Origin of the sequence: Streptomyces sp. NPDC127119, from assembly GCF_042677425.1 — a bacterium.
Taxonomy (GTDB): domain Bacteria; phylum Actinomycetota; class Actinomycetes; order Streptomycetales; family Streptomycetaceae; genus Streptomyces.
In genome coordinates, this window is the sequence record NZ_JBHXTO010000060.1 from 37,952 (window position 1) to 50,337 (window position 12,386).

Below are 12,386 nucleotides of genomic sequence, written 5' to 3' on the forward strand. Positions count from 1 at the left end.
TCAGCCCTCGGCCGGTGTCAGCTTCAGCGAGATCGAGTTGATGCAGTACCGCTGGTCGGTCGGCGTCGCGTAGCCCTCGCCCTCGAAGACGTGCCCGAGGTGCGATCCGCACCGGGAGCACCGGACCTCGGTCCGCGACATCCCGTGGGAGCGGTCCTCGATCAGCTCGACCGCGTCGGAGTCCTTCGGATCGTAGAAGGACGGCCAGCCGCAGTGCGACTCGAACTTCTCCGTGGAGGTGAAGAGCTCGGCTCCGCACGCCCGACAGGAGTAGACGCCCGTCGTCTTGGTGTCGGTGTACTCACCGCGGAACGCCGGCTCCGTGCCGGCCTGGCGCAGGACGGTGTACTCGGCCGGGCTCAGCTCCGCACGCCACTGCTCGTCCGGCTTCTCGATGTCGTACGACATGAAAGCTCAACCCCTCTACTCAGGTACCGCTACTTCGACAGGCGGGTCAGGATCTCGGGTCCGAGGTCCGTCACGTCTCCCGCGCCCATGGTGAGAACGAGATCACCGGGCTTCGCCATTCCCGCCACCACCGCGGGCACCTGTGACATGTCGTGCACGGGCGTCACGTCCGCGCCCGCCGCCCACGCCGCGTCGATGATCAGCTCGCTCGTCACGCCCGGGATCGGGTCCTCGCGGGCCGGGTAGATGTCCAGGACCAGCGAGGCGTCCGCGAGGGAGAGGGCCTGGCCCATCTCCTTGCCCAGTTCCTGGGTGCGCGAGAAGAGGTGGGGCTGGAAGACGACCAGGATGCGCGAGTCGCCCGCCGCCGCCCGCATCGCCTCCAGGTCCGCGGTCATCTCCGTCGGGTGGTGCGCGTACGAGTCGATGACCTGCACGCCCGCTTCCTCGCCCTTGAGCTGGAGGCGCCGCTTCACACCCGTGTACGAGGCGAGGGCGGGGGCCAGCTCGGCCGCGGGGATGCCCAGGGCCACGCCCGCCGCCAGCGCCGCCACCGCGTTGTGCGCGTAGTGGCGGCCGGGCACCGAAACGGTGAAGGTGAGCGTGGAGCCGTTCAGCTCGACGGTCACCTCGCTCTTCAAGCCCTGCGGGACCACGGACAGCACGCGTACGTCGGCGTCCTCGGACTCTCCGTACGTGACCACCTCGATGGTGTCCCTGACGGCGTCCGGCAGCCGCCGGGTCAGCTCGCGCGCGCCCTCCTGGTCGGCGGCGATCACCAGGGTCCCGCCCGGCACGATCTTGCCGGCGAACGTCTCGAAGGACTCGTAGATCTCGTCCATGGACGCGTAGTTGGCGTGGTGGTCCAGTTCCACGTTCAGCACGATCGCCACCTCGGGCGCGTACTTGTGGAAGCTGCGGTCCGATTCATCCGCCTCGGCGACGAAGATCTCGCCGTCGCCGTGCAGGGCGTTGGAGCCGGGGACGTCGAGGTCGCCGCCGATCGCGTACGACGGGGTCAGGCCCAGCGTCGAGAGGGAGACCGCCAGCATCGACGTCGTGGTCGTCTTGCCGTGCGTGCCGGCCACGGCGATGGGGCGCAGGCCGTCCATCAGGCGGGCGAGGGCGTCCGAGCGGTGGACGACCGGGATGCCCAGTTCGGCGGCGCGGGCCAGTTCCGGGTTGTCCGCGCGGATCGCCGAGGAGACGACCACGCAGGTGGCGTCCGCCGCGAGGTGGTCCGCGGCGTGTCCGAGGTGGACGGTGGCGCCCAGCGCGCGCAGTGCCTCGGCGGTCGCGGAGTCCTTCGCGTCGCTGCCCGCCACCGCGGCCCCGCGCTGCGCGAGGATCTTCGCGATCCCCGACATCCCGGCTCCGCCGATGCCGATGAAGTGCGGTCGATCCATGGCGGTAGGAAGGCCGGGTGCCATACGTGTTTCTCCCAGGATGCGGCTGTGACGATGAGCGCCCCCACCCTATTCGCTACGCCCACCCGAGGTGGGGGCCGGTCGCGCAGTTCCCCGCGCCCCTGAGCGGGCCGGGGCACAGCCCCTCCCCGAGGGGCGCGGGGAACGGCGCAATCGTTTGGGCCCGCCCCCACCGTCCCGCAGACGGGCGCGGTTCTTCAGGGGCGCGGGGAACTGCGCAATCGTTAGGGCCCACCCCCACCATCCCGCACACGAACACGGTTTTCAGGGGCGCGGGGAACGGCGCGAGCAACCCCCACCGAACCCTCGCGTCCAGGGGCGCGAGCCAGCCGCAGCCGAACTCACACCTTGCTGTGCGAGAACAGCTTCAGAACCGGCACCCCCACCTTGTGCCGCGCCCGCGACGCCCAGTCCCGGTGGAAGAACTCCTCCACATAGTGCGGATCGGTCAGCACGATGACCTCGTCCGCCCCCACCTCGTCGACGAGCGCCTTCAACGCGTCCAGCGGATGCGCCTCGATCAGCCGCCCCTGCGCCGCACTGCCGGTGGCCCGCAGCGCCACCAGCGACACCTCCAGGGCCCGCTGTCCCTGCCCGACCGCCTCCGCGCCCTCGGGCGTCTCGTTCTCGCGGGCCGCCTCGTCCAGCTCGCCGAGCGCCACGTCGTCGATCGCGCGCAGGAGCCGGTCCGCCTGGTCGCCGCGGGGCTGGAGCAGTACGTGGAAGCCCACGCCCTCTTCCCCGTGCAAGGTCGTGACGAATTCCACGTCCGCGGAGGTGAGGGCCTTCTCGATCATCAATACGCTCGTGAACACGACAAACGCCCTTCATCGTCCGTGGGCCGTTCGTAGACCCCTGCGGAAACCATCCTGCCCCGTGACCGCACGGGGACTGCGATTTTCAGTGTGCCCGGCGAAAGCTAACCGGAACAGCCGATTCCACTACTTTGCCCGGACCCGGTTCCTTGATCAGGTCCGGCGGTAACGGCTGAAGAGAAACCCGTCCTCCTCCAGCAAGGACGTCAGTTCGAACCGGCTCGGCACCGCGACGGACGGGCCGCCGGCGATCCGCTGGGCGTCCCCGGCGGTGAGCATCGGGGACACCGTCAGACACAGCTCGTCGAGGACATCGGCCGCGACCAGCTGGCCGAGCAGCCGGGGCCCGCCCTCCGTCAGGAGCCGGTACAGGCCCAGGTCGGCGAGCGCCCGGACGGCCCGCGCGGGGTCCACGCCCGTGCCGTCGCCCGCGATCACGACCCGCGCGCCGGCCTTCTCGGCCGCGGCGATCCGGTCGGGCGCCGCCGCGGCCCCGGTGAGCACCAGTGTGGGAAGCAGTGGCGAGGTGAAGAGCGGAAGCGAGAAGTCCAGGTCGAGACTCGCGCTCACCACGGCGATCGCGGGCGCCGGGCCCTGTCCCGCCGCGGCCCGGCGCGCGGCGAAGTCGTCGCGGGCCCGCGCGGGCCGGTAACCCTCCTGCCGTACCGTTTCCGCACCGACGATCACGACGTCCGCGAGTCCGCGCAGCGTGCCGAAGATCCGCATGTCGGCGGCGCTGGAGATGGGCTGCGAACGCCCGTCGTGCTGGGCGGCCCCGTCGAGCGTGGAGACCATGTTGGCCCGCAGCCACGCACCGGGTCCCGCGACGCCCGCACCGGGTCCCGCGACGCCCGAGCCGGGTCCCGCGACGCCCACCGGGTAGGCGTACGCGTCGGCCAGTTCATCGAGCCCCCATTCCCGGGCCGCGGTCGCCGCGCCCGGTGTACCCGGTACCCCGTCCGAGGCCGGGGCTGCTGTCTCGTCGGTCACAGGGAACAGGCGTCGCATGTCGTGCAGTCTGGCACGGGACGTAGAGTGGGGAACCGTGTCAACCTCCACCACCGCCTCCGGATTCGGCCCGATGGCCGACGCGACCCCGTCGTCCCTCTGCTCCCGCGAGCCGCGCGTCCCCGCGGACCGGCTGGTCGCCGAGATGGTGCCGCCGCCGCGCTTCGACTCGGTCCGCTTCGACACGTACATCCCGGATCCGAACCAGCCGAGCCAGACCGAGGCCGTGCGCGTCCTGGCCGATTTCGCGGCGGGTCTCGGCGGGGCACCGGCCGACGCGGGCAAGCGCGGCTTCCTCGGGCTCGGCTTCGGCAGGAAGCCCGCGAAGGCCCCGGCGGGCCCCCGCGGTGTCTACCTGGACGGCGGTTACGGCGTCGGCAAGACCCATCTGCTCGCCTCCCTCTGGCACGCGACCCCGGCGGAGCCCGCGCTCAAGGCCTTCGGCACGTTCGTGGAGCTGACGAACCTGGTCGGCGCCCTCGGTTTCCAGCAGACCGTCCGGACGCTGAGCGGCCACCGGCTGCTCTGCATCGACGAGTTCGAGCTGGACGACCCCGGTGACACCGTCCTCGTGTCCAGCCTGCTCGCCCGGCTGGTCGAGGCGGGGGTGGCGCTCGCCGCGACCTCCAACACGCTGCCGGGCAAGCTCGGCGAGGGCCGGTTCGCCTCGGTCGACTTCCTGCGCGAGATCCAGGGCCTGTCCGCCCACTTCAGGTCGCTGCGCATCGACGGCGACGACTACCGCCACCGCGGACTGCCCGAGGCCCCGGCCCCGTACGCGGACGAGCAGGTCACGAAGGCCGCGTACGCGACGCCGGGCGCCTCGCTCGACGACTTCCCGCATCTGCTCGACCACTTGGCCCGGGTGCACCCCAGCCGGTACGGCGCGCTGACGGACGGGATCGCGGTGGTCTGCCTCACGGACGTCCAGCCGGTTCCGGACCAGTCCACCGCGCTGCGGCTCGTGGTCCTCGCCGACCGGCTGTACGACCGCGAGGTGCCGGTGCTCGCCTCGGGGATGCCGTTCGACCGGCTGTTCAGCGAGGAGATGCTGAACGGCGGCTACCGCAAGAAGTACTTCCGCGCGATCTCCCGGCTCACGGCACTGGCGCGGGACGCCAAGGGACTCGTACAGGACTGATCGTCCCGCCGCCCGCACCTGACGGTCGCCCGCCTCTGACCGTCGCCCGTCCCTGCGCCGCTCGGCGACCTGCCTGCCGCTCGGCGATTTCCGGCCTGCCACCGGCGCTCTTCGGCCCTCTTCAGGCTCTCTTCAGGGTGAAACGTTAAGTTAACCCAGCAAACAACTTCCCGCGTTAACGTTCGTGTCAGCAAGGGAATACCCGACCTGGAACCGGCCGAGAGGGGGCCCATGCGACGAGGTACGACGGTCCGGACACTGTTCGCCGTTCTCGCCGCCGTCCTGCTGGCCCTGCAGCTCTCCGCCACCACCACAGCGTTCGCACCCGCGTTCGCATCCGCGCACACACCCCGGCTCACCGGACTCGCGGACGGCCCCGAAGCCAGGGCCGAGTTCGTCACCTGTGGCGACACCTCGCACGCGCACGGACCGACCGGTCCCCTGCGCACCCGCGACCGCATCCGGGTCGCGGATCACGTCGCCCCCGCCGCCGCGCGCCTCCTGCTCTGCAAGGACGTCGCGGTCGTCCACGAGGACCCGTCGCACACCGCGGCCACCGCGGCGCACCACCGTACGACGAGATCCTCGACGGCCCACTCCTCGGCGGCACTCCAGGTCTTCCGCTGCTGAGAGCACCGGCTCAGACCTGAACACCGGGCACGAAGCGACTCCGACCTGACCCACCCCTCACCACGCCACGTCCGCCGAGCGCGTCGACGTGGGGTCATGTCGCCGTACCCGCATGCGCTCCGTTTTTGTACGCCGACGCGCCCTCACGCGCGCCAGGAGGAACTGACACATGCAGCCCCTGATCGATCACGCACGCTCCTTCCGCAAGCAGTCCGCGGACCGCCCGGAGGAGTTCGCCCGACTCGCCGAAGGCCAGTCCCCGCAGGTCCTGTTCATCACCTGCTCCGACTCGCGGGTCGTCCCGGCCCTGATCACCGGAGCCCGGCCCGGTGAACTCTTCGAACTGCGCACCGCGGGCAACATCGTCCCCCCGCACACCTCTTCGCAGCCCACCAGCGAGGCCGCCACCGTCGAGTACGCGGTGGAGGTGCTCGGAGTGACGGACGTCGTCGTCTGCGGCCACTCCCACTGCGGTGCCGTCGGCGCGCTGGTACGCGGCGACGATCTGACCGCCGTACCCGCCGTCCGCGACTGGCTCGCGCACTCGACCCCGCGGCCCGACGGCGCGGTCGAGGACCCGACCGTCACCGAGGCCGTGCAGAACCACGTCCTGACCCAACTGCTGCGACTGCGCTCGTACCCGTGCGTGGAACGGCGGCTGACGGGCGGTCAACTGCGCCTGCACGGCTGGTTCTACGAGGTCCACACCGGGTCCGTCCTCGCGCACGACATCCGCTCCGACTCCTTCGAGGCCCTGTGAGCGCCGCGACGGGCACCCCCGCGGCCGACGGCGGGACGGACCCTGGCCGTCACCCTCGATTCCCCTTCCTGCGGCAGGACTTCGCCGCCTCGCTCGTCGTCTTCCTGGTGGCCCTGCCACTCTGCGTTGGTGTGGCCGTGGCGTCGGGCGTGCCCGCCGAACTCGGCCTGATCACCGGCATCGTGGGCGGTCTGGTCACCGGGTTCCTGCCCGGCAGCAGCCTGCAGGTCTCGGGCCCGGCCGCGGGTCTGACCGTGCTGGTCTTCGAGGCGGTGCGCGAGTACGGACTGGCCGTGCTCGGTGTCATCGTGCTGGCCACCGGTCTCATCCAACTCGCCATGGGCGCAATGAAGTTGGGGCGCTACTTCCGAGCCATCTCGGTGGCCGTCGTGGAAGGCATGCTGGCGGGCATCGGCCTGGTCCTGATCGCCGGCCAGCTCTACTCGGTGGCCGGCGCCGAGGCCCCGGCCTCGGGTCTCGACAAGCTCGCCGGGCTGCCGGGTCTGGTCGCCGACTCCGCCGGATCCACCACCGCGCTGACGTCCTTCGGGCTCGGCGCCGCCACCGTCGCCGTACTCGTGCTGTGGAAGCACCTGCCGGCGAAGGTCCGTACGGTGCCGGGGGCGCTGGCCGCCGTGGCGCTCGCCACGCTCGCGACCCTGGTGTTCGACCTGCCGGTGGCGACGGTGGAGGTACGGGGACTGCTCGACTCCGTCCAGCTGCCGGGGCTCGAAGCCGTCGGCGGGCTGGCGAGCGTGGGCGTGCTCGGCACGATCCTGGCGTTCGTGCTGATCGCGTCGGCGGAGTCGCTGTTCAGCGCCGCCGCCGTGGACCGGCTGCACGACGGGCCGCGCACCGAGTACGACAAGGAACTGATGGCGCAGGGCGCGGGCAACACGGTCTGCGGGCTGCTCGGCGCGCTGCCGATGACCGCCGTGATCGTGCGCAGCTCGGCGAACGTGGCCGCGGGCGCCCGCACGAAGGCGTCCCGGGTGCTGCACGGGGTGTGGCTGCTGCTGTTCGCGGCGCTGCTGCCGTCCGTGCTCGCCTACATCCCGCTGCCCGCGCTCGCGGGCGTCCTGGTGCACGCGGGCTGGAAGCTGATCCCGCTGCGCTCGATCGTGGCGCTGTGGCGCGGGCACCGGGGCGAGGCACTGATCCTGGTGGTCACGGCCGTGTCGATCGTCGCGGTGAACATGTTCGAGGGTGTGCTGATCGGGCTCGCGCTCGCCGTCGCCAAGACCGCCTGGGAGGCCTCGCACATCAAGCTGGAGGTCATAGACAAGGGGGCGGGGCCGGTACAGGCGTACCTGTCGGGCAACGCCACCTTCCTGCGGCTGCCGAAGATACTGGACGACCTGGAGGCGCTGCCGAAGGACCGTCCGGTGACGGTGGACCTGTCCGGGCTGCACCACCTGGACCACGCGTGCCGGACGGCACTGGAGAACTGGTCGCAGCGGCACAGCGAGAAGGGCACCGAGCCGGTGAAGGTCACGACGCCGGCTCCGTAGGTGCCGGAACCGTTCGCTCCGGGGTCCGGTGCGGGACTCCCCACGAGTCCCGCACCGGGCCCTTCGGGCTGTCCGGGTCGTCCGACGGTCCGTGAGAACGCCACGCTACGCGCGTGGTTCACGTGATCGTGACCACGTGATACACACAAGCGGGTCACGTACTCCTGTCCGCCAACAGGAAGGTTGCCCCATGTCCGCAACACGACGCGAAGTGCTGGCCCGCTCCGGAGCCCTGGGAGTGGGCATCGCCTTCACCGGTGCCGTCTCGGAACTCTTCACGGGTACGGCCGCCGCACTGGGCCACTCCGGATACGGCCCCCTGCTCCCCGACCCGGACGGTCTGCTGGACCTGCCGAAAGGTTTCCGTTACCGGGTGCTGTCCCGCGAGGGCGACGACCTGCGCTCCGGCGAGGGCCAGGTGCCGAGCAACCACGACGGCATGTCCGCCTTCGGCGGCAGACACGGCCGTGTCCACCTGGTCCGCAACCACGAGAACCGCGTCACCGGCAAGATCGGCGTCCCCACCGTCGACGGCCTCACCTACGACCCGATGGGCAAGGGCGGCTGTACGGCCCTGACCCTCGACCAGCGCGGCAACGTGGTCGGCGAGCGGGTCGCGATCGCCGGTACGGCCGTCAACTGCGCGGGTGGGCACACCCCTTGGGGTACCTGGCTGACCTGCGAGGAGACCGAGGACAGGGCCGGCACGAACGGCTACACCAAGGACCACGGTTTCATCTTCGAGGTCGACCCGGTGGACCCCCACCGCACCGGGGCGGTACCGCTGACCGCGATGGGCCGCTTCCAGCACGAGGCGATCGCCGTCGACCCCGAGCGTGGCGTCGTCTACGAGACCGAGGACGCCTTCCTCAAGCCCTTCGGCCTCTTCTACCGCTTCCTGCCCCACAAGCCCGAGGGCGGCCTCGGTTCGCTCCGCGCGGGCGGCCGTCTCCAGGCGATGCGCGTACCGGGCGTCCCCGACCTCTCCTCGATCCAGGAGACGGGGGCGAGCTTCGACCGCATCGAGTGGGTCGACGTACCGGACCCGCTGGCCACCGAGACCCCCATCCGCGACCAGGACTTCGGCCCCAGGGGCATCACCCACGCGCAGAAGCTGGAGGGCTGCTACTGGGGCGGCTCGTCCGTCTACTTCGTGTCCTCCTTCGCGCACAGCAGCGAGGGCTCCGCGGCCGACCACTACGGCCAGATCTGGCGGTACGACCCCGGTGCCCGCCGGCTCACACTGGTGATCGTCTTCGGTCCCGACACCGACGTACAGCTGCCCGGCGAGTCCCCCGACAACATCTGCCTCGCCCCCAGCGGCGGCCTGATGGTCTGCGAGGACGGCGGGGGCGCGCAGCACGTGTACGGCGTGACCCGGCGCGGCGAGGTGTACCCGATGGCCCGCAACCGGCAGAACATCGGCACGCCGGACGCCCCGGAGTGGGGCGAGTTCGCGGGCGTCACCTTCGCGCCGGACGGCCGGACGATGTACGTGAACTGCTACACGCCGGGGACGACGTTCGCGGTGACGGGGCCCTGGAGCAGGTAGTGACCTGCGCTCCGGAGGGCACCCGGCGGCCGTGAAGGTCGCCGGGTCCGGGGGCGGGTGCGCCGCGGGTAGCGGCCCCCGCCCCCGCGGCGCAGGATCGAGAGAACCGCCCCGAAGGGATGCGCGATGGCCAAGAAGGACAGCAAGGACAGGAAGGGCACGAAGGGCAGCGGGTCCGGGGAGGCCGGGCGGGACACGAAGGACGGCACGGCCGGGGCACACCGGGCCGGGGAGAGCGCCGTCGCCGTCCGCGACGCACTGCGCCTGCCGGTCGGCGAACGGATCTCCCTCTCCTCGTACGACGCCTCGGCGACCCCCGGCGGGGCGACGGCGCCCCGGTCCAAGTCCGACGGCCTCGCCGCCATCACCCGGATGACGGAACCCCTCGCCGGACTGCAGGAACGCCTCTGGGCGGCGAGCACCGCCGGTGACCACCGCCGGGTCCTCCTGGTCCTCCAGGGCATGGACACCAGCGGCAAGGGCGGCACGGTCAAACACGTCATCGGGCTCTTCAACCCCGTCGGCTGCCGGGTCCGCGGCTTCAAGGCGCCGACCCCGGAGGAACTGGAGCACGACTTCCTCTGGCGGATCAGGAGGCAGCTCCCCCACCACGGCGAGCTGGGCATCTTCGACCGTTCCTACTACGAGGACGTCCTCGTCGGCCGCGTCCGGGAGCTGGCCCCGCGCACCGAGATCGAGTCCCGGTACGACCGGATCAACGACTTCGAGCGGGCCCTCGCCGACGACGGCACGACCGTCGTGAAGTGCTTCCTGCACATCTCGTTCGAGGAACAGCGCCTGCGGCTGCTGCGCAGGCTCGCCAACCCGGACAAGCACTGGAAGTTCAGCCCGTCGGACATCGACGACCGGGCCCTGTGGCCCGCCTACCAGGAGGCGTACGAGATCGCCCTCGAACGCTGTTCCACGGACACCGCCCCCTGGTATCTGATCCCCGCCGACCGCAAGTGGTACCGGAACTGGGCGATCAGCCGGCTGCTGCTGGAACACCTGACGGCGCTGGACCCGCAGTATCCGCAGCCGGACTTCGATGTGGAGGCGTGCCGGAAACGGCTGCAGGAGGAGGGCTGAGCCGGGCCGGGTTGAGTTGAGTTGAGTTGAGCCGGGCTGAGCCGAGCTGGACGACACTTGATGGCCATATAACCGGTTTTTCCCATTCATACGGTTAATGTCGCCCGCGTGAACACCTTCCTGTTCCTGAAGAGGGCCACCGCCGCCTGCGTGCTGACGACCGCGGGCGCGGTCGCCCTCACCGCGTGCGGCGCTCCCGACGCCCCCCGCGCCGCCGCCACGCTCCCCGCACCCACCGCCAGCGCGCCCTCCCTGCCGCCGACGCTCGCCCCGGGCCCGGGCGGACTGACCCCCGTCTTCATGAAGGCGGCCGGGGCGCGCGACAGGACGGTCGCCCTGACCTTCGACGCCGACATGACGGCCGACCAGGGGCCACGGGCCGCCGCCGGGGAGCGTTTCGACAACCCGCGGCTGATCGGAACCCTGCGCCGGCTGAAGGTGTCGGCGACCGTGTTCATGACGGGGCGGTGGGCCGAGGAGTACCCCCGGCAGGCGCGGGCCATCGGGCGCGATCCGCTCTTCGAGGTCGCGAACCACTCCTACAGCCATCACGCCTTCACCGCGGACTGCTACGGGCTGCCGACCGTTCCCGCGTCGGGGATGCGGGCGGACGTGGAGCGGGCGTTCACCGCGTTCCGCACGGCGGGGATCAAGCATCCGATGCCGTACTTCCGCTTCCCTGGCGGCTGTTACGACAAGCGGGCGCTCAAGGCACTGAGCGGCACCGGTGTGACAGCCGTGCAGTGGGACGTGGTGAGCGGGGACGCGTTCGCGACGGACGCGGGGGCGGTGGCACGACAGGTGCTGGACGGCGTACGGCCCGGTTCCGTGGTCGTCATGCACTGCACGCGCAGCGCGGCTCCGGCGACGGAGGAGGCCCTGCGCACGATCGTTCCCGAGCTGCGGAAGCGCGGCTACCGCTTCGTGAAGGTGTCGGAGCTGATCCGGCCGGACGCCTGAGACCGGACCGCGATTCATCGCCCGGCGCTCTCAAAGCGATCGCATTCTGTTGTTGGACGGCAAAAACGTCACGGTGGACCCTTGGACGTACCGAATGATTCCCCAGGAGGAGCCTCCATGCAGACACGCACCATCGGTGACGTCCGGGTCGGAGCGATCGGTCTGGGCGGGATGCCGATGTCCATCGAGGGGCGCCCGGACGAAGCGCGTTCGGTCGCGGCCGTGCACGCGGCGCTGGACGAGGGTGTGACGCTCTTCGACACCGCGGACGCCTACCACCGGGACGCCCACGAGGTCGGGCACAACGAGTCGCTGATCGCCCGCGCGGTGGCCTCGTACGGCGGCGACACCTCGGACGTGCTGATCGCGACGAAGGGCGGCCATCTGCGTCCGGGCGACGGCTCATGGACGCTGAACGGCTCGCCGGAGTACCTGAAGAAGGCGTGCGACGCGTCGCTCGAACGGCTCGGTGTCGAGGCCATCGGGCTCTACCAGTTCCACCGGCCGGACCCGAAGGTCCCCTACGCGGAGTCGGTCGGCGCGATCCGCGATCTGCTCGACGCGGGGAAGATCCGGTTCGCGGGTGTCTCCAACGCGGACCCCGACCGGATCCGGCTGGCGAACGAGATTCTCGGCGGGCGACTGGTGAGCGTGCAGAACCAGTTCTCGCCGGCCTTCCGCTCCAGCGAGCCGGAGCTGGAGCTGTGCGCGGAGCTCGGCATCGCGTTCCTGCCGTGGAGTCCGCTGGGCGGGATCTCGAAGGCGGGTGAACTGGGTTCGCGTTACGCCGTGTTCGCGGAGGTGGGGGATGCGCACGGGGTGAGTCCGCAGCAGGTGTGTCTGGCGTGGATCCTCGCGAAGGCGCCGGTGACGATCCCGATCCCGGGGTCCTCCCGCCCGGAGACGATCCGCGACTCCGTCGCCGCGGCGAGCCTGTCCCTGTCCCCGGAGGAACTGTCCCGCCTGGACGCGGCGTAAAAGATTGCGCAGTTCCCCGCGCCCCCGTCCGGGGGCGCGGGGAACTGCGCGACCCGCCACGACGTACCCGCACCTCACCACCCCCCGGCACCACCCCCCCCCCACCA

The 12,386-nt window shown here is 71.2% G+C and carries 12 protein-coding genes; 8 read left to right on the plus strand and 4 right to left on the minus strand.

The features are described from left to right. The 4 genes from msrB to ACFVH5_RS24250 all read right to left on the minus strand — a co-directional run bounded on the left by msrB (position 1) and on the right by ACFVH5_RS24250 (position 3,658). On the minus strand, positions 1-408 hold the full coding sequence (msrB, locus tag ACFVH5_RS24235) for a peptide-methionine (R)-S-oxide reductase MsrB (RefSeq protein ID WP_384809985.1): 408 nt from the start codon (positions 406-408) through the stop codon (positions 1-3). Between the two features lie 29 nt (positions 409-437). Beyond that, positions 438-1,838, minus strand: a complete 1,401-nt coding sequence (gene murC, locus ACFVH5_RS24240) for a UDP-N-acetylmuramate--L-alanine ligase (protein WP_385835785.1) — start codon at positions 1,836-1,838, stop codon at positions 438-440. Positions 1,839-2,176: 338 nt separating this feature from the next. After that, positions 2,177-2,650, minus strand: a complete 474-nt coding sequence (locus tag ACFVH5_RS24245; RefSeq protein WP_385835786.1) for an indole-3-glycerol phosphate synthase — start codon at positions 2,648-2,650, stop codon at positions 2,177-2,179. Positions 2,651-2,803: 153 nt separating this feature from the next. Continuing rightward, on the minus strand, positions 2,804-3,658 hold the full coding sequence (locus ACFVH5_RS24250) for a pyrimidine reductase family protein (protein WP_385835788.1): 855 nt from the start codon (positions 3,656-3,658) through the stop codon (positions 2,804-2,806). 37 nt (positions 3,659-3,695) lie between these two features. On the opposite strand from ACFVH5_RS24250, the gene zapE reads away from it, so the two are divergent. The 8 genes from zapE (at position 3,696) to ACFVH5_RS24290 (ending at position 12,279) form a co-directional block, all read left to right on the plus strand. After that, positions 3,696-4,799, plus strand: a complete 1,104-nt coding sequence (gene zapE, locus ACFVH5_RS24255; RefSeq protein WP_385835789.1) for a cell division protein ZapE — start codon at positions 3,696-3,698, stop codon at positions 4,797-4,799. A gap of 231 nt (positions 4,800-5,030) precedes the next feature. Next, positions 5,031-5,429 carry a hypothetical protein gene (locus tag ACFVH5_RS24260; protein ID WP_385835791.1) on the plus strand — a complete coding sequence of 133 codons (399 nt, stop codon included), beginning with the start codon at positions 5,031-5,033 and terminating at the stop codon, positions 5,427-5,429. Between the two features lie 169 nt (positions 5,430-5,598). Continuing rightward, a complete protein-coding gene (locus tag ACFVH5_RS24265; protein ID WP_385835792.1) occupies positions 5,599-6,189 on the plus strand; it encodes a carbonic anhydrase in 591 nt (196 codons plus the stop codon). Continuing rightward, positions 6,186-7,700, plus strand: a complete 1,515-nt coding sequence (locus tag ACFVH5_RS24270; protein WP_385835793.1) for a SulP family inorganic anion transporter — start codon at positions 6,186-6,188, stop codon at positions 7,698-7,700. The genes ACFVH5_RS24265 and ACFVH5_RS24270 overlap by 4 nt, the downstream gene beginning before the upstream one ends. Before the next feature lie 190 nt (positions 7,701-7,890). Continuing rightward, complete coding sequence (locus tag ACFVH5_RS24275) at positions 7,891-9,252, plus strand: PhoX family protein (protein WP_385835795.1); 1,362 nt, start codon at positions 7,891-7,893, stop codon at positions 9,250-9,252. 126 nt (positions 9,253-9,378) lie between these two features. Beyond that, positions 9,379-10,341 carry a PPK2 family polyphosphate kinase gene (locus ACFVH5_RS24280; protein ID WP_385835797.1) on the plus strand — a complete coding sequence of 321 codons (963 nt, stop codon included), beginning with the start codon at positions 9,379-9,381 and terminating at the stop codon, positions 10,339-10,341. 108 nt (positions 10,342-10,449) lie between these two features. After that, entirely contained in the window at positions 10,450-11,301 is an 852-nt protein-coding gene (locus tag ACFVH5_RS24285) for a polysaccharide deacetylase family protein (RefSeq protein WP_385835798.1), read from the plus strand. 117 nt (positions 11,302-11,418) lie between these two features. Continuing rightward, complete coding sequence (locus ACFVH5_RS24290) at positions 11,419-12,279, plus strand: aldo/keto reductase (protein ID WP_385835800.1); 861 nt, start codon at positions 11,419-11,421, stop codon at positions 12,277-12,279. The last annotated feature ends 107 nt before the right edge of the window (positions 12,280-12,386 follow it).